Source organism: Pseudomonas sp. S3_B11, assembly GCF_054667715.1.
This window is the reverse complement of record NZ_CP162749.1, coordinates 5052583-5076107: the sequence shown is the minus strand read 5'-3', so window position 1 is coordinate 5076107 and position 23525 is coordinate 5052583. Positions and strand designations below refer to the sequence as shown.

The window sequence follows — 23525 nt, the reverse complement described above, 5'->3', positions numbered from 1 at the left end:
CTAGTTCCGATGGCGGTGCAGAAAATCCAGCAGGACTGGGAAATAGGCGTGGGGCTCTTCGTAGAAGGGCATGTGGCTGCTGTTGGGGAACACATTCAGTTGTACATCCTTGAGCGCCATTTTCATGCGCATTGCACAGGCTGGCGTCAGTTCATCATGTTGACCGGTGGTGATCAGCACGGGCATTTCGAAGCCGGCCATCTGCTCGATGCGATTCCAGTCCTTGAGATTGCCGGTATAGAGAAATTCGTTGGGGCCCTGCATGGTCATGTAGGGCCCCATGTTCCAGTCGCCCAGGGAACGTGTCACCGGCGCTGGCCACTCGTCCAGACGGCAGACATGGCGATAGTTGAGCAGGGTGATGGCCGCCTGGTATTGCGGATGATCCAGGGTGCCCATGGCTTCATGGCGCTGCATCATCGCGACGGTCTCACTGCCCAGGGCGGCCCGCAGACGCTCCAGCTCCAGGGACAGGTGAGGGATATCGCCCGCGGTATTTTCCAGGATCAGGGTTTTCAGCGCTTGGGGATGATGAATGGCGTACTCGATCGCCAGCCAGCCACCCCAGGAGTGCCCCAGCAGGTGCACTTTGCCCAGGTCGAGGGCTTGGCGGATGGTCTCTACCTCCGCCACATAACGGGTGATGTCCCACAGGGATTCGTCAGTGGGCCTGGCCGAGGCGCCGGTTCCCAACTGATCGAAAGCGATGATCCGCAAGCCCTTTTCCTTGAGCCAGCCATGGCTGTCACGCAGATAATCGCAAGGCAATCCCGGGCCGCCATTGAGGCACAACAGCACCTCGTCGCCGTCGCCAAAGCCATAGGCCACCAGAGGATGACCATCGACTTCCACGTCGTACCGCTGGTCTGGCTCGATCTCACGCCACATCATTGCTCTCCTGCTCAGGTACCGCCCGTTGGCTAAACCTTACCGAGGAAGCTACGCGCCCATAAGCTAGCAATTCTTATAGGTTTGATCTGGCATTCCCTCGCTCAGGCGTGGCATTCTACTTGCACGATTTCAGGATTGAAATTAATAAGGGAGCTGAATGGATGCAGGCCAAGCTGTCTGACTTCAATACCCGTCTTTTGTCTGGCAGGAGCCTGGACGAACAGATGGATAACACCCTGGGGATGGTCCAGGCGTTAGGCTTTGAAGCCTTGGTGTACGACTACAGTCCGGTGCCACTGGATCATGATGGGGCACTGATCACCCCGACTGTGCTGAAGTTGCGCAATACTCCCCGTGATTGGCACTCGCTCTGGTGTGAAGAAGGTTATTACCAGATCGACCCCGTCCAGCATCTGGCAATCAATGCCATATCTCCTTTTGTCTGGTCCTATCGACCGGAGGCCGACACGGTGCTGCAGCCGTTCATCGGCCAGAGTCATGCACCGGTCGTGAGCTACCTGCAGGATTCGCGCATGACCTGCGGCGTGACGGTGCCGATGCATTTGCCCAAAGGCGGCTTTGCGACATTGACCGGGCTGCGCGCCGATACGAAGGGGAGCACCCTGCAGGATGTCCGGCAAACGCTGGGCGACTTCAGCCTGATTTCCCATGCCCTGCAAGAGGCGGCTTTTCCGCTGCTCGGCAAGGAAGCCCGCGCATGCCCGGTTCGCCTGACCAAACGCGAGCGTGAGTGCTTGAGATTGGCCGCTGAAGGCTTGACGGCGGCGGACATCGCCAGGCAACTGAATCGTTCCTTGGCCACCATCACCCTCCACCTGACTTCTGCAATGCATAAGCTCGGCGCCAGGAACCGGGTCCAGGCCGTGGTCAGGGCAGTGCATTATCGGTTGCTCGATAGCTGAAATCGGGCAAAAACCTATCTGTTTCTCTAGTTATTCCGCCGGTCAGTCCCCGGTATCGTGTGCCGCAGGATTCCTAGGGAGCGGCACGAAATGGATTTTCCCGTAACGCACGAAGGCTTTGCGCCTTTTGGTCCGTATCAGACCTGGTATCGCATCACTGGCGATTTCAGCAGTGGCCGTACGCCGCTGCTGATCCTGCATGGCGGCCCGGGCTGCACACACGATTATGTCGATGCCTTCAAGGATATAGCCACCAGTGGCTATCCGGTGATTCATTACGACCAACTGGGCAATGGGCGTTCCACCCATCTTCCGGAAAAAGACCCCTCGTTCTGGAACGTGGCGCTCTTTCTCGATGAGTTGGAGAACCTGCTGGATCATCTGGGCATTCGCGACAATTACGCACTGTTGGGGCAATCCTGGGGCGGCATGTTGGCCAGCGAACATGCGGTGCTCCAGCCCGCGGGCTTGCGCGGGTTGATCATCGCCAACTCCCCGGCGGACATGTCCACTTGGCTCCTTGAAGTCAATCGCTTGCGCCAGCTTCTACCCATTGAGGTGCAGCAAACACTGCTCAAGCACGAGCGGGCTGGAACCTTGACGTCTGCCGAGTATTTTGAGGCCGCTCGGGTTTTCTACGATCGCCATGTCTGCCGTGTCACGCCCTGGCCCGATGAAGTCGCCCGTACTTTTGCCCAGATCGATGCCGATCCTACGGTTTATCACGCCATGAATGGCCCCACTGAATTCCATGTGATCGGCAGCATGAAGGACTGGTCCATCACTGATCGCTTGCCGCGGATCAGCGTGCCGACCCTGCTGGTTTCAGGCCGATACGATGAGGCGACGCCGTTGGTGGTCAAACCCTATGTGGATCATGTTCCCGACATTCGCTGGGCGTTGTTCGAACACTCCAGCCATATGCCCCATATCGAGGAGCGGATGGCTTGCATGGGAACGGTGGTGAGTTTCCTGGATGAGTGTTTGTAGGCGTCTGCGCAATCTGAGCCGTCGTTTTTGTTGTGTTTCTCGACGCGTCCTGTGAGACGCGTCTCTTTTTTGAGTGGAAAATTCCCGCTCTCTTGAACCGAAAGCGATATGCAGGGTCTGGTGTGCGCGCTTTGCTGTGCATGCCTGCTGTCATTTCTGTATCGAGGGATCGAACATGTCCGTATTTGCCTTAGGGACGAGGCTAGTTGTTGCGTCGCTGTGTTTTTTGGCGATGAACATTGCTGTCGCCGCGCCAACCCCCGGCGACACGGATCTGATCCGTGAACGTCAGGACCGGCTGCTCGAAGAGCAGCGCCGACGCCTTGAAGAACTCAAGGACCTGCCCGGCAAGGAAGCGAAGCCGGCCCAGCCCACGGCCCCTGTCGATACCCGTTGCTTCCCGATCAAGACCATCGAGCTCAAGGGCGCCGATGCTTTGTCCGATGCGGAGCGCGAACGCCTGCTCAAGCCCTACATCGGCCAATGCCTGGGCGTGCCGCAGCTGAACGAGCTGCTCAAAGTCATTACCGACCATTATCTCGACAAAGGCCTAGTCACCAGTCGCGCCTATTTGCCGCAACAGGACCTGTCCAGCGGTCACCTGCAAGTGCTGGTCGTTGAGGGCCGCCTGGAAGGCTTGAAAGGTGCCGAGAACAGTAAGCTGTCGGATCGCGAGTTGGCGATGGCGTTTCCCGGCAAGACCGGCGACTTGGTCAACTTGCGGGAGATCGAGCAGATGGTCGATCAACTGAACCGTTTGCCGTCCAACCGTGCACAAATGGAACTGACCCCGGGGCAAAACATCGGCGGCAGTGAAGTGCGGGTCAATAACACCCCACAAAAACCTTGGCGCGCCGGCCTGTCACGGCATAACGATGGGCAGAAAAGCACGGGCGAGCAGCAATGGGGCGCCTCCCTGGACTGGGACAGCCCCCTGGGTCTGGCTGACCAATTGGCCCTGCGCGGCGGCCACGATGCCGTCAGCGATCACCAGAAAACCTCGCGCAACGGCATGCTCTATTACAACCTGCCGTTTGGCTGGTGGAACCTGAGCTACACCTACAGCCAGAGCGAGTACCGCGCGCTGGGCCAGGCCAACGGCTTCAATTTCAAGCAGAGCGGCGACAGCCAGAACCATCAGCTGCGCCTGGAGCGTGTGGTCCATCGCGACGCGGTGAGCAAGACTTCCCTCAATACTGGCCTGGCGTACTTGCGTACCAACAACTTCATCGAAGACAGCAAGCTCGCCGAGAGCAGCAATCGCATCAGCGAGGCGCAGTTCGGCATCAACCATGGCCGGCGAGTGGGCAATGCCTTCGTCAACCTCGACTTGGGCCTGCAACAAGGTATCGGTGCCCTCGATGCCCAGGGCGATCATGAGCCGGGCCCTGGAGTGCCAGATGCGCGCTATCGCAAATACACCGCGACCCTCAGCTATTTGCAGCCCTTCATGCTGGGCGGCGAGTCCTTCAGCTTCAGCAGCCTGATGACCGGCCAGCGTAGCGAAGACGTGCTGTTCAGCCCCCAGCGCATGAGCCTGGGCGGCCTGTCGTCGATTCGTGGCTACAAGGACCAGACATTGTCCGGCGACAGCGGCGGCTACTGGCGCAACGACTTGCGTTGGAGCCGCCCGGTGACCCTGGAATGGCTGCGCCCGGTATTCGCCGAATACGGCACCAGCCTCGGTTATGACCAGGGCGTGATTAGCGGTAATCGCTACAACGGCGATCAGCACGGGCGCATGTCGAGCAACTCGCTGGAGTTGTTCGCCCGCGGTGAGCATCTGAGCGCCAGCGTCACCTTCGCCCATTCCCTGGAACGTCCGGATGCCCTGACCGAGCGCGAAGCGCCGATCTACTTCCGCGTGGATGTATCCATCTAATTTCTGCTGTAACGAGACCTGTTCATGGACGACCGCCAATACGCCTTCCTGGCCCGCCAGCCTTCTGCTGCCCTGCAAACCCGCGACGCCTTCTGGGGCATGCCCAAGCGCGGCCTGGCGTTCCTGTTGGCCAACGTCATGTTCTGGCAACCGATGTGGGCCCAGGCGGACGGCATCGTGGTCAGCGCCCCGGGCACCAGCCTCGGCCAGGCCGGCAATGGCGTGCCGGTGGTCAACATCGCCAAGCCCAACGGCAGCGGCCTGTCCCACAACCAGTTCAAGGACTACAACGTCGGCAGCAACGGCGTGATCCTCAACAACGCCACCAACGCCGCCCAGTCCACGCAACTGGGTGGGATCATCCTCGGCAACCCGAACCTCCAGGGCACGGCCGCGAAGGTCATCCTCAACGAAGTCAACGGCGGCAACCCGAGCCAATTGCGCGGCTACACCGAAGTGGCGGGGCAGTCGGCCCATGTCATCGTCGCCAACCCCTACGGCATCACCTGCAATGGCTGCGGGTTTATCAATACCCCAAAGGCGACCCTGACCACGGGCAAGCCGATCATCGAAAACGGCCAGGTGGGTCGCTATCAGGTGGACCAGGGCAGCGTCGCCATTGAAGGCGCGGGCCTGAACGCGAACAACGTCGACCGCTTCGAAATCATTACTCGCAGCGCCAAGATCAACGCCGAGATCCAGGCCAAGAACCTGACCATCGTGGCCGGGCGCAACGACGTTAATGCCAATACCCTGAACGCCACTGCCCGGGCCGATGATGGCAGTGCGAAACCGGAGCTGGCGATCGACTCTTCGGCGCTGGGTGGTATGTACGCTGGCGCGATCAAACTGGTGGGGACCGAGGCCGGGGTTGGGGTGAAGCTGGACGGCAAGATGGTTGCCAGTGGGGGGGATATTCAGCTGGATGCCAATGGGCATTTGAGTCTGGCGCAGACGGCGGCTGCCGGTGCCGTCGACATCGACGCCAAAAGCTTGGAAACCCGCGGCCAGGTGTACGCCGGTAGCCGACTGAGGGTGAAGACCCAGGGCGACCTGACCAGCCAGAACAACCTGGTGGCGCGCGACAGCATTCACCTCGAGAGCGGTGGCACGCTGAGCAACAACGGCATTATCGAAGCCGGGGTCAACGCCGATAACAGCCGCAATACCACGGGTGATGTCACCCTCACCGCCAAGCAGTTGAACAACGCTGGCAAAACCGTCATCGCCAGTCGCGACCTGAATGTCACCACCACCGCAGCGTTGAACAACCAGGGCGGCACGCTCAGTGGGCAGGGCAAGACCACCGTCACCGGCAACGTTGTGGATAACCGCAATAAAGGCCGGATCCTGGGTAACACCGAACTGCACCTGAGCGCCGATCAAGTCCTCAACAGCCAGGGCGGCCTGATCAATAGCCAGGGCCTGCTGACGGCCAACCTGGGCCATTTGGAAAACAATGCAGGTGAACTGTCGAGCCTGAACAGCGCGACCCTGGTCCTCGACAGCCTGGACAACCTGACCGGCCTGGTCATGGCCGGTAAAAATCTCGACATCACTAACACCGGCGCGATCAATAACCGGGGCGGCGAACTGTCCAGCCAAGGCGTCATGACCGTGCGCACCGCCAGCCTGGACAACAGCAACAAAGGCACCGTCGCCGCCAATGGCAAGTTGCTGGTCAGCGCCACCGGCGCGGTCAACAACGCCGATAAAGGCCTGCTCGCCAGCCGTGCTGCCGAGGTCGAGCTCGATGCCGCCAGCCTGAATAACGCCAAGGGCACGCTGCAAGGCGAGGGCCTGGTCACCGTGGATGTATCCGGCGACATCGATAACCAGGGCGGCAGCATCATCGCCAAGGACGCCAAGCTGAGTGTCTTCGCCACCAACCTGGACAACCGTGGCGGCGTGCTGTCCAGCGTCAAGGCCGCGCTGGAGGCGCGCACCATCGGCGTGCTGAAAAATGGCTATGACGTGAATCGCCAGGGCGGCACGATCCAGGCTCAAGGACTCAGCATCCGAGCCTTGGCTGGGCTGTTCAACGACGGCGGACGCATCGCTGCGCAAGCCGGCGATGTCGTGGTCACCAACGCGACGGCGGATATCAACAATCGCAACGGCGGGATATACGCCACGGGCAAGGTCTGGATCTCTGGCCGGGACATGGACAACAGCGGCGGCGGGCAGGTCAGCGCCAGTGGTATCGACTTTGACCTTTCGGGTGCGCTGAACAACAACGCCGGCATCATCGAAAGCCAGGACAGCCAGGACATTCTGGCCGCCAGCCTGAGCAACCAGAAAGGCCAACTGCGCACCCTGGGCCAGAACAGCACCACGGTGTTCAAGATCGGTGGTCTGTTCGATAACAACGACGGCACCCTGGAAACCGCCAGTAATGACGTGGGCTTCAACACCGGCAGCGTCCAGAACGTGGGTGGCAAGCTGCTGCACACTGGCCTGGGATTGTTCGGCATCAGCCAAGCCAACCTGGGGCAGGCCGGTGGTCAGCTGGTGACTTACGGCAACCTGACGGTGACGGCTGATCGCTGGACCAACAACACGGCGATCCAGGCCGGGCACCTGGTCCTGAATGTCGACCAATTGACCCAGACCGCTACCGGCCAACTGCTCAGTACCGACAGCATGGTGGGCCGCGGCAGCAACTGGCGGGTTGACGGCCTGATCGGCAGCGATGGGGCGATCGACCTGCAACTGACCGGCGCCTATACAGGCAACGGCCGCTTGAGCAGTCTCGGCACCTTGGGCCTCAAGGCCGCGCTGATCAGTCTGGAGCAAAACGGCAGTATCGCTGGCGGTGGCAACACAACCGTCGTGGTCGATGGCGTCCTCAACAGCTACGGTCGCCTGACCTCGGCGGCGGGCCTGAGCGTCACGGCCGCCACGCTCAACAACTACGGCACGTTGGGCAGTGCCGGCGCGCTCGGCGTATCGACCGACGACCTGCTCAACGAGCACGGATTGATCTTCAGCGGCGGCAACACCAGCCTGCGCGTCAATAGCCTGACCAACCGCTATGCCGATATCTACAGCCTGGGTGATCTGAGCATCGATCGCGACGGCCTCGGCACGCGTGCCAGCCGCATTCTCAACAGCTCCGGCTCGCTGCAGAGCGACGGCAACATGCGCCTGGCGGCCAGCACGATCGACAACGTCCGCGAGATCTTGACCACCAACGATGCAGGCATCTACACCGCCTCGATCAGGGAAGTGGCCTGCGTCCCAGGTGATTGCGACGGTCCCAAGCAAAACCACGTCTGGCAGATCATCCAGCGCGATAAGTTCGAAGTCACCGCGGCCAGCGCTGCCTCCAGCATCACCACCGGCGGCAACCTGAATATCCAGGGCGACACCCTGACCAACCGGAGCAGCAGCATCGGCGTCGGCGGTGCATTGACCGCCAACCTCGTCAGCCTGAACAACATCGGCATCGAGACTGGCGAGACCGAAACCTCGCGCACCTTCAGGTCCCAACGCACGCGCCACCCGAGTGGCTGGCGCGTCGCCGCGAATGACTTCACCAACAAATATTGGCTGCAGAGCCCGGGCTACAACGCCAACGACCTGGGTGGCCTTGAAGCAGCGATGAGCCGCTTCATCGGTATGACCGAGCGTGAGCTGCTGGAGTTTCGCACCCAGACCAGTACTACCGATAACCAGACCTATGCCGCGATTATCCAGGCCGGTGGTGCCGTCGACATTCCTACCCAGGGCGACCTCAACAGCGGCGTCGTGCGTGGCGGCTACAACTACGTTGGCGCCGGCCCGCGCACCGACACCCAGGCTGACAACGCCTTCTCGACCCGCATCAGCGTCAATCGGCAACTACCCCCGAACCTGACCCAGCAACAAGTCGATCCGCTGACCTTGCCGGGGTTTGACTTGCCCACCGGGCAAAACGGCCTGTTCCGCATGAGCGGCGACGGCTCGGCCACGCCAACCCAGAGCACGGGCTTGACGCAAGTGCGTGGCCTGCCAGACCGTTCGTTCCAGGCCAACCCGCAAAAATACCTGATCGAGACCAATCCGGCGCTGACCGACATGCGCCGGTTCATGAGCTCCGATTACCTGCTGACGAACCTGGGCTACGACCCCGACGTTGCCGCCAAGCGTTTGGGCGACGGCTTCTACGAACAACGCCTGATCCAACAGGCGGTGATTGCCCGCACCGGCCAACGCTTCCTTGACGGCCAGAACTCCGACGACGGCATGTTCAAGTACCTGATGAACAACGCCATCGCCAGCAAGGACAGTCTCAACCTGTCCCTGGGCGTGAGCCTGACCGCCGAACAGGTTGCGGCCCTGACCCATGACATCGTCTGGATGGAAAACCGGACGGTGAATAATCAACAGGTGCTGGTGCCGGTGCTTTATCTGGCCCAGGCCAATAATCGTCTGGCGCCGAATGGTGCGCTGATTCAGGGCTCAGACGTCAGCCTGATTGCGGGTAAGAACCTGAACAATGCGGGCACCTTGCGTGCGTCCAGCAACCTGAGGGCGACGGCGGGCGACAGCTTGGTCAACAGTGGGTTGATGGAAGCGGGTGGTCGGCTGGATGCGTTGGCGAGTAATAACCTGACTAACAGGGCTGGCGGGGTTATTGCTGGGCGGGATGTCAGTGTTGTTGCCGTGGCGGGTGATTTGACCAATGAGCGAACCATCACTCGGCATGCCAGCAGCACTGGCTACAAGACTGAGCAACGCGAATTTGCCGACAGTGCGGCGCGGATTGAGGCGAGTCATGACCTGAACGCGGGTGCTGGGCGGGATATCGCCAATGTTGGTGGTGTGCTCAAGAGTGGTAATGACACCACATTGCGCGCTGCCCGAAATATGAACATCACCGCCGCCGAGCAATCGGACAGCAATACGCGGGGGGCCAATCATGGTGATTCGAACATCATCCAGCATGGTTCCAGTGTAACCGTAGGGCGTGATCTTCAGGCCGCTGCGGGCGGTGACCTCAACGTGATCGCCAGCCAGGTCGAAGCCAAGCGGAACTTGGCCATTGTCGCTACCAAGAACTTGACCTTGGGGCCCGCGGCGAATGAACAGCATTCGTATGGCCAGAGCAAGAAGGTCAAGAGCATCGAGGATCATGTCCAGCAGGTGTCCACCACGCTCAAGGCGGGCGGGGATGCGACGCTGAGCGCGGGGCAGGATCTCACGCTGGTAGCGAGTACGGTCAACGCGGGGAATGAGGCGTACCTGGTGGCGGGTAACAACCTCGCCCTGAAGGCTGCTGCGGATCAGGACTATAGCTTCTACAGCAAGACCAAGAAGTCTTCTTCCGGGAAGAAATTCCGGCTGGATGAAACGGACAGCACCACCCAGGTGGGCAGCCTGGTCAGTTCCGGTGGCGACAGTACGCTGGTGGCGGGTGAAAACCTGCTGTTGGCAGGTAGCGCCGTGACTTCCGAGAAAGGCGCGACGAAATTGGTCGCAAGCAAGGACGTACAGATTCTTGCCGTGACCGACTCCGACAGCGCCCGCCATGAGCGCAAGGAAAGCAAAAGCAGTTGGGGCGGGTTCAAGTCGAGCAAAGTCCAGGACAAGGTCGACGAGAAACGCACGACTGCCGTGGGCAGCATGGTCTCAGGCGAGACGGTCACCGTCGCGGGCGGCCAAGATGTGAAAGTGACGGGCTCGTCCCTGGTCAGTACCGGTGATTTGGCGGTCCAGGCCGGGCGCGACCTGACCATCGATGCGGCGCAGAACACCTTTTCGCGCACCGATATGCACAAGGAAAAGAATCGCGACCTGACAGGTGTGCTGACCGGTAACAAGCTGGGCCTGGATGACATGACGGGCAATCAGCATCTGTTTATCAACAGTCAGAAGCACAACGGCACGGCTACAGAAACCACGCTTACCGGCAGCACAGTTGGCTCCAGTGCCGGCAATGTAACGCTTACGGCTGGGCGTGAGTTGAGTGTGGTGGCCAGTGATTTGGTCAGTACCAAGGACACCAACCTCTCGGGTTCCAACGTCACCTTGGCTGCCGGTATGGAAAGTGCCAGCCAGAGCAGCACGGACAAATCCAGCGGTCTCGCCGTAGGGCGCGTGGTGGGTGGGGCGATTGTCGATACGGTGAAGAGCATCCGGGACAACGCGAAGGCTGCGCGGAACGCCGATGATGGTCGTCTGAAAGCCGTGAAGGGGGCACAAGCCCTGATGGCGCTCAACGGCATGGGCGATCGGGTTGACGATCTTGCTGCGGCCGCCAGTGGCAGCCCAAATAGTAGTGGTGCCGTGTTCAAGGTCGGGACGGAGCTGGCCAGTACCCACAGCAAGAGCACTATGCAATACGACAGCACCACCGCCAAGCAGACCACCGTCAACAGCGGCGGCAGCCTGCTGATCGTTGCGTCGGGCCAGGCTGCCGGGACCGCCGGGGATATCCGTGTTCTCGGTAGTAAGCTGAAGGCGGCCGATACGCTGCTGCTGGCCAAGAACGACATCACGTTCGAGAGTGCACAAAACACCGAAGATCGTGAGAACCATAGCAGCAACAACAAGACCGCCATCGGGGCCAGCTTCAACATCGGCTCGCAGAACGGTTTCACCCTCGACCTGGGTGCCCAGCTCGCCAAAGGCAAGGGGAGCGGTCACGACGTCACACAGGTCAACAGCACCCTGGATACGGGCTCGCTGAAACTGCAGAGCGGAAATGACACGACCCTGGCTGGCGCACAGATCCATGCCGACAGCATCCAGGCATTGGTTGGCGGTGACCTGAACATCGCTTCGCGGCAAGACACGTCCGAGCACAAGAACAAGCAAACCAGCGGCGGCTTTGGCGCCAGCATCTGTGTACCGCCGTTCTGTTACGGCGAAACGGTGACGGCGACCGCCAACATCGCCGCTAGCAACATGAACAGCAAGTACGAGGCGGTGACTGATCAAAGCGGTCTGTTCGCCGGCAAGGACGGCTACAACATCACCGTGGGCAAGAACACCGTGCTGCAAGGCTCGGTGATTGCCAGCGAGGCCACGGCCGATAAGAACAGCTTGAGCACGGACAGGCTGATCGTCAGTGACATCAAGAACGTCAGTGAGATCAAGAGCCAGTCTGCGGGCTTCAACGTCTCTTATGGCAGTGGTTATGGCGACTTGAAGCCAGGTACCACCTTTGGTGGCAGCGTTCCGCTGTCGCTCAAGGATTCCGACCACAGCACCACGCGCAGTGCTGTCAGCGAAGGCACGATCACGGTCCGCAATGCGGCAGGGGCCAATGATCTTGTGGGGCTGAGCCGGGACACCGACAACGCCAATTCGCGGTTGGACCGTCCAGATGAAAAGGCAATGGAGGAGCGGATCGAGCTGATCCAAAGCACCGTTGCCTTATCCAAGACGGTCATCTCCGAAGTCGCCAGTACGCAGCAACAGGCTGCTAGTGAAAGAGCTCGAAACGCTTCGACCGAGCAAGAACGCAATGCTGCAATCGCCGATGCCAAGAGCTGGGACGTGGGCGGTGACAAACGTTTCATGGCTGATATTGCCGCGGGCTTGATTGCGGCGGGTCTGGGCAGCGTTGGGGGCACCACGGCGGTGGGGCTGGTGGCGAACACCACGGCCGCCGACACGTATAAGAAAATTGGCGATTACGCCGACCAACAGTTGGCAGAGGCGACGCGCCAGAAAGACAAAACGCTTCAGGCCACATGGGGCGAGGGCGGTGCTGCGCGCGTCTTGCTCCACAGCCTGGCCGGCGCTGCGCAAGGCTTATCCAGCGGCACGGCCGCCGGGGGCGCGCTGAGCGCGGGAGCCTCGGCGACAATCATGCCGGCCATGGACAAAGTGCTTAAAGACGGCGGTATCGGTATCGACAGCCGGGATGCCTTTAATGCCTTGCTGGCAGCAGGTTTGGGGGCGGCGGTAGGCAAAGGCGGCATCGCACAGGCGAGCGGCGCGACCATTGCGAGCAACGTAGAAAAATACAACCGCCAGGCCCACCCCACCGAAGCTCGCTTGATTGAGCAGCAAGCACCGATGCTGGCTACCCGCCTGGGCATCACCCAGGCCGAGGCCGAGCAGCAGATGGCGCGGGCGTTTGCGTTTTATACCGATGCAGATTGGAACAAGAAGATTGGTGGGACTGATAGTCAGTTTGATGACGTGACATTGGAATATCTGGGGGCGGCGTTAGCACCGTTGGCTGGACGGTATGCTGTCAACGATGCATCCGGGGATGTACCTAAGTTTGCCGATGATACAAAAAATTATACGGCTGATGAAACAAAGGAGCTGCTTCAGAATTATCGTAATAATCATCCTGGCTCATTCAATGATCCCTTGGAGAATGGCGAATATCTAGTTAATGGGAACCTGTTTGGATATCCGAACCCAGATGTCATTGCGCAAACTAGGTACTATGATAAAAACTTACGTGTTGGCGGACCGACCTTGGGTCAGGCCGGCTTGGGTTTGATTGCCTTTGGCGCCGGAGTTGGGGCAGGCTTCTACGACGCTGGAAAAGGTCTACTCGTGCTCGGGAACGGGCTTTGGAACGACTTCCCCGGAACCAGCTCTCAAGTTGCAAATGGAACGCTTGGGTTTTTGGCTGGGGCTGATTGGGACAGTTCACGAGAAAAAAGTAATCAGACAAAGCTACTTGGCTATCTCGCCGGCTTGCAAGGAGGATCGACAGCCTATGACGAGCTGCTAGGGAAGCAGGCTGCGGAAGATTCGCTTCTGTTGATTCCGGCGGGGCGGATTGGTGGCCTTAGCCAAGATCTGGCTCTCGTGTATCGAGGTGCTGAGAAAGGGGCGGAAAATTTCGGTGCAAAAGCGACAATTGGGGCCGTCGATACAGCCTCAGTGGAGATGGGGCCTTTTGTACCTCAACTCAGTCGGTATGAAGACAGAATTAAATTAACACCAGTCAACGGAGGGGCGTGGTCAGGAGTTAGAGGCGAATCAAACTTTGTGTTCGATAATCCAGAGTTAAAGACTATCTTGCCTGATGGTATCTCATACAAAAATGGCTACCCAGATTTCTCTCCAGTTGCAGTTCAAGAGGTAAGACTTCCTGGCTTGATATCTACAAATCGAGACTCTAACTTTCGCGCTGCTAACCAGATGCTGGCGAGTGAGTTGGGAGTTAAAGAAGCGGATGTGGTTCGGTTCATGAGAGAACAGAAATATACATGGCATGAGGTTGAAGATATGCGGACACTACAGTTGGTGCCATCGTTTATCCATACTGGAAAGGTTGGCTCTATGGATTTTGGTGTAAAATATGGTCACCTGGGAGGGGTCGCTGAGAGAACTTTGTTGGAGACGCTTAAAAAATGATTGGTAAATCAGATAAAGATTTTGGTGAGTTACACTTTGACGGGGCTTGGACAGGAGTATGTGAAATATTAATTTTTGGAAGGGCGTATGAGGTGATGCTTGTTGTTCAAACTTTTGATGGTGCTTCTATCTCTGAAGATCAGAGGCTTGCGTTTAGAGAGTTTAATTTAAATAAAACTGCTATTTCTTCGGATGTAGAGAAAGCAGTGTTTGGCTATTACCTTTGTAGGGTTGATGAATACCGAGAGAGCTTTGATGCTGATGAGGCTGAAATAAAAGCACCCAAGGTCAATGCGATTGATGATATGCAGGATTTGGTTTCTCTGAGGTGTATTAAGGTGATGTCTCCTTTTGATGCAGGATCGCGTCAAATTGGTTTTATTTTTGACGCGACCTTCGACCCTCAGCTTGGCCTGGGTGTTCTAATTACTAACGGTTCCGTGGAGACCGTAGATACGCAGGATATCTTGCTAGGTTGATGTTCTAAGGTGCAAAAGCGACAAAAAAAAGGGGACAGATTTATTTTTTTGCTAAGTACTTAAATAAATCTGTCCCCTTTTTTCATTTTTCTTTTTTAAGCGTCAATGATGCGCTTGGAGCATTCATGAAGAAAACAACGCTGCTAATTTTTGGCTTGATTCTGACGTTATCCGGCTGCAAATCCAACGTCCGGGACTCTTCTCCTAACCTGCTTCGCGACGGTATCCAATTCCAGCAGAAAAAGGTTGTCGTCGATGCGCAGCACGCCAAGGTGATCATGAGAGCGACGGGCAATGTCGTCCCTGTGGAATTTGCAATCAGGCGAGCGACGGACCCAGACCAGCGTATGGATGTGCAGGGGACAGTGGTGGATTCCGGTCGCGGCAAAGTGTTCGGCTGGATTGCCAAACTCAACGAAACGGCCCACAGCGCGACCTTGAAGCATTTCCCTCAGTTGGAAGTGCAAGCTGATCCCGATCAGCCATTCGAGGTATCGGGTTACGCCACTGGCGAAAGTATCAACCGCGGCTATCGTTGCGGTCCGATCAGCACCATTTTCACACCGGAGAAGGGTAAGGTTTATCTGGCGGAACTCCAGTTTGTGGGTGGAGGCTGTGAACTGCATGCCTATGACATCACGCAGCCTCAGGAGCGTATTCCTGTCGTAGATAGCGCGCAAAGCGGTGGCTTCGCCAACGCTGTCCCGGGCTGCAAGTCGGCAACGGCCTCGGTGAATAATCAGCCGGTCACAACACAGTTTTGCATCAAGTCCATCATGCTCCAGCCTTCGCAGTATCGCGTTAGCGTCAACGACCAGACTGTTTTCAGCGGTACCGATTACGAGCGCGTTGCTTTCGTAAAAACCGTTAAGGAAGGGGCCGTAACCGGTGGTTGCAATGAAATGATCGAGGCGCAGGCGGGCACTACTCAAAAGCCTGTCGCCTTTAAAGACCTGCCAGCTGATTTAGTAGCGGGCTGCCACATTACTGCGGACGCTGAGGGCAGAGCCCAACCGTTTAGTAAAGATGAAGCCTGTGACAAGGTGTTCTACAAGGCCATGATGCCTGTTTTAGGCAAGGTAGTACCCGTCGAGGTGGCACGGCAATGTGTCGTCAGAATAGGGGGGCAGACAGTATTTGAGGACCGTTTCAGTTTCTGACTTAAGATTTGAGATGCGTTTATATGAGGATGTGGTCCTCCATAATATTTTCATTTGTTTTCGTTGCTAATTCTGTATCTATATACCTAAGTAGTAGTAATTCATGTGGAAAAAAGGGGGCGGATTTATTTGCTTGCTCAGTTATTAAATAAATCCGTCCCCTTTTTCATATACGGCTGATGAAACAAAGGAGCTGCTTCAGAATTATCGTAATAATCATCCTGGCTCATTCAATGATCCCTTGGAGAATGGCGAATATCTAGTTAATGGGAGCCTGTTTGGATATCCGAACTTAGATGTCGATGCGCAAACTAGGTACTATGATAAAAACTTACGTGTTGGCGGACCGACCTGGGGTCAGGTCGGCTCGAGTTTGATTGCCTTTGGCGCCGGATTTGGGGCAGGCTTCTACGACGCTGGAAAAGGTCTACTCGTGCTCGGGAGCGGGCTTTGGAACGACTTCCCCGGAACCAGCTCTCAAGTTGCAAATGAAACGCTTGGGTTTTTGGCTGGGGCTGATTGGGACAGTTCACGAGAAAAAAGTAATCAGACAAAGCTACTTGGCTATCTCGCCGGCTTGCAAGGAGGATCGACAGCCTATGACGAGCTGCTAGGGAAGCAGGCTGCGGAAGATTCGCTTCTGTTGATTCCGGCGGGGCGGATTGGTGGCCTTAGCCAAGATCTGGTTCTCGTGTATCGAGGTGCTGAGAAAGGGGCGGAAAATTTCGTCTACAAAGAGTCAGGACATCTCCTCAGTGATGCCGCGTTGCGAGCGTATTATGAAACTGGCTCCATTGAGGGCGCTTATGCATCGTCAAAGGCGTCACATCAAGAGTGGTTAAAAATTTGGGGGACTGAAAATCAGTATGCTCAAGCTCACGGTGCTTTTGGGCTGGAACTGCCAGCGTCGTTTAATCTGGAGAGAACTCTTATCTCGGTTACGACTAACCCTGAAATGGCCAAATTTTTTGCTGGCACTGGTGAGGTTTATAGTGGATATGTACCCCGTTCGTGGCTGATTGAGCAGAGTTTGTCAGGTGCTGGAGAGAGCGAATTTTTGCTAAAGCATGGCTCTGATCTTCTGAAACCAATAGCTCCAACTGGAAAATAAATTTCTGAAGAGGTCTATGTGAAAGAATATACAGAGTTGGTGGTTGATGGTCAGCTTGTAATTGCTCCCAGTGTCAGTGAATGGGAGGAGATCTTGAAAATAGGCAAATATAAAGATGGAACTATCTTCAATGGCAATCTTGAAATTATTGTGCGCAATATGCTTGATTTTGTATCTGGGCGCGACGGTGAATTCTGTTTGGGGCTGCATTTAACTAAATCGTTGAAACCTTGGGTGCCATTACATTTATATCGTATGGGTGAACGATGGCAGCGAGTGCTCATTGAACGGGTGGCTTGCGATCAATGTAATTGGGTTGGGAAAGTTGCTAATCCCTCAGATCCAACTTTATATTTCGGAGTTGATGGTGAGTTGGGAGTTGCTTATAAGGCATTATCGCTTCCTCGCTGTAATTGCCCGAAGTGTGGAGTGGCGCTACCTCGGATAGCTGTGTGGGTCGAAGATATTGAAACAGGGCAGGAGTAATTTTGTTGCAGGTACAGAGGATCGAAAGGGGACGATCGAAAGGGGACAGATTTATTTTATAAAAAAAGGGGACAAAAAAGGGGGCAGATTTATTTTGTGAAATGCAGAGGGGCACAAAAAGGGGACAGATTTGAATGGCACTTACTTAACCTTCTTCGGGTGTCCATTCTTCCTGACCTCAGTCCTTGCTGATCGACGTGTTTTCATCAACATGGGGTAAGGCTTGGGTCTTCGTTTTATCGCGCGCGGCTCAATCCTGCCAGGACGCTTTCCGACCCGTTTCAGGGCAATCAGCGCAAGCAGATTCAGCAGCCGATCCTCTTGCTCCTGAGCCCCGTACTGCCTCAACGCTAGGCACAGCTGAAGGCTATGCTTGAAGCTCAGTTCGCGAGGCAGACAGTCGGCTAGCAGAGCTGATTGCGCCATGAGCCTCCGTATCAGGTTGTGGGCCAGCAAGTAGATCCACAACTCTTTGACGGCCATGCTCGGTGTCTTGCAGCTCAGAGCTTCAAGCCCCAGCGTAGTCTTGAGGTTGCGCAGATCCAACTCCACATGCCATCGGTCCTTGAACAGTGATTTGAGGGCAGCTTTTGGCACCTGCTGTGCACAATTCAAAGTGGTGACCAGGGTTTTTCCACCGGCCTTCAACTCACGTACTGTCAGCGTTTCAGGTGCCTCGTCGTAATAGGCCTGACTCATCCAGGACGGCTTTGCCTTGGGCTTTTTCAACTCAACCAAATGATCTTCCGACCCCAAGGACTTTCCCAACTGAAAGTCCGTGCTACGCCGTCGAGCGCCGTATTGTTCGAACACCCCGTCCACGCCTCGATGTTGCAATTCACACAACAAAAAGTAGGTTGCGTAGTAGGCATCGCCCAGCACAATGTCACCTCGTTCCAAGGTATCGAGCATGGTTCTGAGCAGCGTCTGCTCATCACCGCCTTTACCACGAAAACGTCCCAACGAGGCATCCAAAACAGCGCCGCTGGCGAGGCAAACGATTCCCACCAACCGGCAGATGGGAAAGCCCAGTCCGGCCTTCTGCCTACGAGATTGCGGATAGGCCTCTTGGTTCGCCGGCGTATCCGGCAGGGTGACCGTAGTGCCATCGACGAGGCGCACTGGTCGCCCCATCCAACGCCATGCTGACGGAGCCCGGTTGCTCATCGATGACCCCGTGGAGCGCAACAAGGTTGAAACCATCTCCACCGGCAACCGCGTTCTGGCTTTGCAGTAAGCACCGGTATGAACGCTGTTGGGTTTCAATCCTTCGCAGGAGCGTTTGATAGACAAATCATTCACGGCATTCTGACAGGAGCGATCGGCGCTCATCGCCTGGGACAAAAACATGGACAGTGTTTCGGTCGGCGGGAATAGCCGCTGACGATGCTTGGGTATCGACGACTCGATACCCCGCAATAGCTCTGGATCGGTGAGCAGCTTGAAGAAAGCATGGGCATTGCTGTTCGTGGCGTGCTGGCGCATACGGTGCTGTTGATGTCGGACGATTTGGCGTCTACGATTCACTCGGGCTGTGTCCTTGCTTGATCGGTGTGTGTTCGCAACTATCACCGTAGACCAAGGCCAGCCTTTTTTAATTTTTTGCAGCCGTATCAGCTAGTTAGCCGTTAAGTAAGTGCCATTCAAATCCGTCCCCTTTTCTGTAGTCCCCTTTTTCTGTAGGAGGGGGTGCAAAAGAAATTGGAACGATTACTACCAGAACAACAAAGAACACCACTCGACTGGGTGGTGAGGCTGGTGAGCCGGGAGTAAAAATAACCTATAAAGATGGTACGGAATTCGATATGGCTAGTACTCGAGTTAAAGAAACAGAAGCCAACCCTTATGTACCTGGAGCAACACGTCCGATTAGATATGAAGACGCTCTAGATAATAAAGGCATCAAACGAGCTCCTACTCAGCAGGAGCTGGACTGGTTTAACAGCATTAAGTGGTAGGTGGGCTATGATTGATTCGAAAATCGGAGAGAGAGTGATGGTGTCTATTCATTCGGAGTATGGGCCGTTCATTAGAGTTTCAACATATGATGATGCAGGCGCACTAGAGGATTTGTTGGACGAAAAATATTTCGTGCTATATTGGAAGTCGGCACCCCCTGAACTGGTCGGTGATGGAGGGAATGAATATTATTTTGGGAATGCTGCGGATCCTGTGAAACTACAGTTTATTTTGGACTCAATTATTTTGTGATTGAACTGTTGGCTCAAAAGGGACAGAGAAGGTTCCAGGTTTTGGCGAAGTAGATGACTTCTTTGCATCACAATCGGCTAATCTCAACACAAAGCTGGGAACAAAGATTGGTAAAGGTCGCTTGCCGTATGAAAAGAGTAAGGACGGTGTAGAGCAAGCTAAGGCAACGGTAAAAGAAACCTTAAATAATGTTACGTCTGTGAGCCCAGTAATCCCTGGCTCAGTTGTTCGAGGAAATTATGATCTTGTTCATGTATATGGCTCGAAAATCAATAGCACTGTGAGTTTGAGAGTGTTGCCAAATGGCAAGTATGAATTCGATACATTGATTCCTGAGAAGTCATCAAAGTTTTGAGGTGGGGGTTTTATGTTGATTAATGAGTCTTTGCGTGAGATCAGGTTTCGCTCGTTTTATATTGGAGGGGATCTGGTGTGTGAGGTCTTGGTGTTATTTTTTAATATGTCAATCTCAGGATGGGTATCGCTAACGGTTGGTGAAGGTGTATCAGAGTTTACGTTGCTAGCATCAAGCCCGGATTTGCGTGGTCTGACAGAGATTGACGACGAGTTTGCGTATCCGATTAGGTCGTTAAATGGTTTGGATAAGTTTCTAGGGTGAGAGGTTTTAGCCGTATACGAATACAGGCTTGAGGGGGTGGATGAAGGTTGTGTTGGAGTGTACTTTGATTTTGGCGAGTGCGGGCTTAGTGTTGTTGAATTCGATGAGTGTCTGGAAGTTATAGAGGGTGTAATGCAGTACTCGGATGGTGAGGTCTCTCTTGTTAGGGTGGATGTGCGTTGTTGAATAATAATAGACGCAGAAATCTATACTGCTAATTCGAACCTTGAAGGGCCATTGATGCGACACGATGTTGTTTTACGCTTTGTAGTGATGACTTTATTCTGCTTCACACTGACGGGCTGCATTCATTACGAACATAAAAGCGCAGAAGGAAAACCCTGGGGCGAAGTCGCGACAATTCGGCAGTTCGACAAGCATCTGTCGATAGACGAGATCGATGACGATACGTCGCTATATTGGCTAGCCCGCCAAACCGAGTATCGACTCGGCGCAGGAAGGCATAAACTTTCCGTTAAGTACGCTATTGGAACCGGATACTCACGTCCAATTGAAATGACCGTGGATTTGGTCGGTGGCCGTACCTATGGGCTTTATGGCGTTTCTTCGATGAAATGGTGGTATTACGAAGTTCGTGATGTCGAGACAGGGCGTTCCGCGAAAGTTATAGAGCCGGCGGTCACAACGACGCCTTCTGAATCAGCCGGGCAGGCGGTCCAATAATATTATCGTGTAAAGGGCGTTTGCTCTCTGTCGGTTGGCGTAGCCGTTGGCGATGAATAGCGAGGGCTGCTTCGCAGCCCAGCGGGAGCAAGCTCCCTCGCCACAGAAGCCGGATTGTTGATCGCTCGCCCATGACGCAGTTTTATTTTGCTATCCCTTTCTTTTGTGGTTACAGCGGGCACCACGGGTCTTCCCCCTTCGCGCTTTCCAGAATCTTCGGAAAGTTTCGCTCAAAGGCCCAGCCTGAGGCCACGGCAGTCATGGTGGTTTTGCAGGCGGGGTTCTTTTCCGAGACGATCACGTTCATATAGAACTGGCTGCCGTAGATTGTCGGCGCCCATAGCACCATGTCGCTTCTGTCGGCATTGCTGTCGACTTTCAATTGGATGGTATTGACGAGTCTCCCACCCGTTGTGAGCTCGGTCACTTGCGGGTGAAAGCAGTGGTTCAGGTAGCCTTGCACCCGCTCTTCGACCACCGCCCGCTCTTGCGTCAGGCAGTACTCGGGGCTGGTTACGCCAGTGTTCAGCAGCTCGTCCTTCGTATACGGATGCAGTGAGCAGCCGCTCAATAGCAGAAAAACGATCCCTGTAAATTTCTTGTACAAAACTCATGCTCCATCTGAAAAAGGAAATATTTTCCATCTATTTAAGAGGTGGATGGCCGTGTGGCTGGATAGGTGACTGGCCCAAGGGCCGTCAGCTTGTCTATCGTGAACGTGCTCATCAACACTTTGATGAGTACACCGATGGTGGCGTTCAGCGCGGCGATGCAGAGGGCAAACATCACCTCAGTGATCATCCATCAGTGGCCATGGAGCGACTTCCAGGACATGAACTCCGATGGTCGTAACCCGTAGCGTGCGAGCACCCCTTCGTGCAGTCGACGGAGTTCTTCGACGATCAGTGCTTGCACCTCCGGCTGCTCTCTTTCCGAAACATATTCCGCTACCGAGCGTTGAATACAGAACAACGGGTCAAGCTCTGGGTGAGTGACGATTTCCCGAATGGTCTTCTTGATGAGGTCTCGCCATGCCAGGCGTAAAGGGTCCGGCTCCGCAAGGTCTTGCTTGATTGCCAGATATTCCTGTGTTGAGCGTTCGTAGGCCCAGATATACAGGTCGCGAAGCAGCTCTACACGGGTCATTTCGTACACGCCCAATGTGGCTTGGCTGTAGGCCTGCTCCGGTACATCCAGAAAGGTCAGCGGACAAAGGTTGGCCCGGAACAAAGGGAGATTCGCTGCCAGTCGGGAGGTGCGTTTATTGATGTCGGCAAAAGGCTGCAAATAGGGCAGGTGCACCATCATGAAGAAAGACTGCTCGAACGGATCAGCGATCTGATTGGCTTTGCCAAGCAGGACGTCCAGTGCATCTTCAATTTGCTGTGGCGTTGAGAGCGGGCGATAGGTACTTTTCCCGATGTCGACGGCGTGCTGGCGAATTCGGCCCTCGTCTGCTGGGTTGGGCAGCAGGTTTTCGGCCAAGGCGCTATGCAGGTTCATCAATGTGTAGCGGTTGAACTCGGCACTCTCGATGTTCTCGACCAAAAGCTCGATAGCTGTCTTATGGTTCAAGATCATCTGCGTTTCTATAGCGGCCTTGCCCTGTGCTGCCTTACCTTGCTCGATGAGTTGTCGTGTGTCGAGCCGTGAGTAGGTGTTCCCTTCCAGATGGCTTGATGCCCACGACAGATCAATCAACAAGCGATTCAGGACCGCCCGGCTGTAAGTGCCTGCTGGCTCCGTCGCATCTGCGGTTTTGCCCATCCTGTGCAATTGGCGCCGCAACGACTCAGGTAAGTACCCTGTCTCGTTAGGACGATAGGCGTCCAGAAAGTCACGTTGGTAGCCCACCGGCTTGCGCGCTTCTGTGGGCTGGTTGATATAGGCGAGTATGTCCCGGCTGTCTGCAGATAATGGAATGAAGGCGGGGAAGGCATCGGTGTCAGTATTCAGGGCGTGGGTTTCGGCCTGGTGTTCTATTGCGAAATAACGTCGTGCCCTGCCTTCTCCCTGTGCAGTGATTTGGCTGCTTTCGACCAGGTTTGCAAGGATGCGCTGCGCCGTTCGCCGGGCGATTTCCGGGTGCTTGGTCAAAAGCTCTGAGAGGCTCGCCCCGCTCCTGGATGCCAGGATACTGTTCAGTATGTCGGTGGTCGAAGGCATGGTTATGTTGGCGCTGTTAGAGAAGATTTGGCGCGATTATGGCGCAGTTCTCAGAATCGCGCCATTTTGGATTGAAAATGTGGCGCAGTTCTTAACGAACTGCGCCACAGCTCATCGGAGTAGATAGATGTAGTTGCTCCCGACGGTGGGGGCTACGTTATGGCCATAGTCGCCCGTCTTCACTTACTCCGCCGCCTGCGCCCGCAATCGCCTGCCAATCACATCCATCACATCACACCCGTCGCGCAGCGCTATCGTCAGCATTTTGCAAAAGTCGGAAAGCACCAACGTGTCGGAACTGATCTCTGAACGGAACGCGATATTTTCCAGCAGTTGGGTCACGGTTCGGATGCGGTAGTCAGCGGTTTCGAAGAGGACATCAAGCGGGGCTTCGGTGTCGATCAGCAGGGTAGCGGGGGTGCAGTCGACGCCGGTGATGGGCATGTATCGATTCATGAGTTGTAACCTCGTTTTAAGTGAGAGCTACCAACTAATCGTCGCCAAACGAATGGTGGCAGCTGTACGCAGGTTGGCGAACCGGAACGAGGTACCGGCAGACCCGGAGATCTCCCGCGTACAACTGCCATTGTGGTGGCAGTATCACTGAT

Annotated in this window: 15 protein-coding genes and 1 pseudogene; 10 read left to right on the top strand and 6 right to left on the bottom strand. The window is 55.9% G+C overall.

All coding sequences use genetic code 11. The annotated features are described in order from the left end of the window. Positions 1 to 888 (bottom strand): proline iminopeptidase-family hydrolase, encoded by an 888-nt coding sequence (locus AB4O22_RS22875; protein WP_460097233.1) that lies wholly within the window; start codon positions 886 to 888, stop codon positions 1 to 3. Between the two features lie 164 nt (positions 889 to 1052). On the opposite strand from AB4O22_RS22875, the gene AB4O22_RS22870 reads away from it, so the two are divergent. From AB4O22_RS22870 to AB4O22_RS22835, 8 genes are all read left to right on the top strand, one after another. Then, positions 1053 to 1814 carry a LuxR family transcriptional regulator gene (locus tag AB4O22_RS22870; protein WP_003197595.1) on the top strand — a complete coding sequence of 254 codons (762 nt, stop codon included), beginning with the start codon at positions 1053 to 1055 and terminating at the stop codon, positions 1812 to 1814. A gap of 90 nt (positions 1815 to 1904) precedes the next feature. Further along, positions 1905 to 2804 (top strand): proline iminopeptidase-family hydrolase, encoded by a 900-nt coding sequence (locus AB4O22_RS22865; protein WP_460097232.1) that lies wholly within the window; start codon positions 1905 to 1907, stop codon positions 2802 to 2804. A 175-nt stretch (positions 2805 to 2979) separates the two neighbouring features. Beyond that, on the top strand, positions 2980 to 4686 hold the full coding sequence (locus AB4O22_RS22860) for a ShlB/FhaC/HecB family hemolysin secretion/activation protein (protein WP_317846353.1): 1707 nt from the start codon (positions 2980 to 2982) through the stop codon (positions 4684 to 4686). Positions 4687 to 4710: 24 nt separating this feature from the next. After that, on the top strand, positions 4711 to 14001 hold the full coding sequence (locus AB4O22_RS22855) for a two-partner secretion domain-containing protein (protein ID WP_460097230.1): 9291 nt from the start codon (positions 4711 to 4713) through the stop codon (positions 13999 to 14001). After that, complete coding sequence (locus AB4O22_RS22850; protein WP_223470275.1) at positions 13998 to 14480, top strand: DUF6985 domain-containing protein; 483 nt, start codon at positions 13998 to 14000, stop codon at positions 14478 to 14480. The genes AB4O22_RS22855 and AB4O22_RS22850 overlap by 4 nt, the downstream gene beginning before the upstream one ends. A 125-nt stretch (positions 14481 to 14605) precedes the next feature. Continuing rightward, on the top strand, positions 14606 to 15640 hold the full coding sequence (locus AB4O22_RS22845; RefSeq protein ID WP_223470277.1) for a hypothetical protein: 1035 nt from the start codon (positions 14606 to 14608) through the stop codon (positions 15638 to 15640). A 241-nt stretch (positions 15641 to 15881) separates the two neighbouring features. Then, positions 15882 to 16751: a hypothetical protein gene (locus AB4O22_RS22840; protein WP_223470279.1), complete on the top strand. Its 870-nt coding sequence runs from the start codon at positions 15882 to 15884 to the stop codon at positions 16749 to 16751. Positions 16752 to 16769: 18 nt separating this feature from the next. Then, positions 16770 to 17237, top strand: coding sequence for a hypothetical protein (locus tag AB4O22_RS22835; RefSeq protein WP_223470281.1), 468 nt, complete (start codon positions 16770 to 16772; stop codon positions 17235 to 17237). Positions 17238 to 17378: 141 nt separating this feature from the next. Here the strand turns inward: AB4O22_RS22835 and AB4O22_RS22830 are convergent, their stop codons facing one another. Then, on the bottom strand, positions 17379 to 18764 hold the full coding sequence (locus AB4O22_RS22830) for an IS4 family transposase (protein ID WP_223470283.1): 1386 nt from the start codon (positions 18762 to 18764) through the stop codon (positions 17379 to 17381). 438 nt (positions 18765 to 19202) lie between these two features. Here AB4O22_RS22830 and AB4O22_RS22825 point away from each other — a divergent pair, with 438 nt between their 5' ends. Together AB4O22_RS22825 and AB4O22_RS22820 are read left to right on the top strand one after the other, a co-directional pair. After that, the gene (locus AB4O22_RS22825; protein WP_460097228.1) at positions 19203 to 19448 is read left to right on the top strand and encodes a hypothetical protein; all 246 of its coding nucleotides are present in this window, start codon (positions 19203 to 19205) and stop codon (positions 19446 to 19448) included. Between the two features lie 859 nt (positions 19449 to 20307). Beyond that, positions 20308 to 20751, top strand: a complete 444-nt coding sequence (locus AB4O22_RS22820; protein ID WP_223470285.1) for a hypothetical protein — start codon at positions 20308 to 20310, stop codon at positions 20749 to 20751. Positions 20752 to 20920: 169 nt separating this feature from the next. Here the strand turns inward: AB4O22_RS22820 and AB4O22_RS22815 are convergent, their stop codons facing one another. The 4 genes and pseudogenes from AB4O22_RS22815 to AB4O22_RS22800 form a co-directional block, all read right to left on the bottom strand. Continuing rightward, positions 20921 to 21358, bottom strand: coding sequence for a hypothetical protein (locus AB4O22_RS22815; protein WP_122569095.1), 438 nt, complete (start codon positions 21356 to 21358; stop codon positions 20921 to 20923). A gap of 74 nt (positions 21359 to 21432) precedes the next feature. Then, positions 21433 to 21552, bottom strand: a pseudogene (locus AB4O22_RS22810) (DMT family transporter); the annotation flags it as partial. A 3-nt stretch (positions 21553 to 21555) separates the two neighbouring features. Further along, complete coding sequence (locus AB4O22_RS22805) at positions 21556 to 22917, bottom strand: Fic family protein (RefSeq protein WP_460097224.1); 1362 nt, start codon at positions 22915 to 22917, stop codon at positions 21556 to 21558. 183 nt (positions 22918 to 23100) lie between these two features. Further along, positions 23101 to 23373, bottom strand: a complete 273-nt coding sequence (locus tag AB4O22_RS22800; protein WP_018612987.1) for a hypothetical protein — start codon at positions 23371 to 23373, stop codon at positions 23101 to 23103. Between the last annotated feature and the right edge of the window lie 152 nt (positions 23374 to 23525).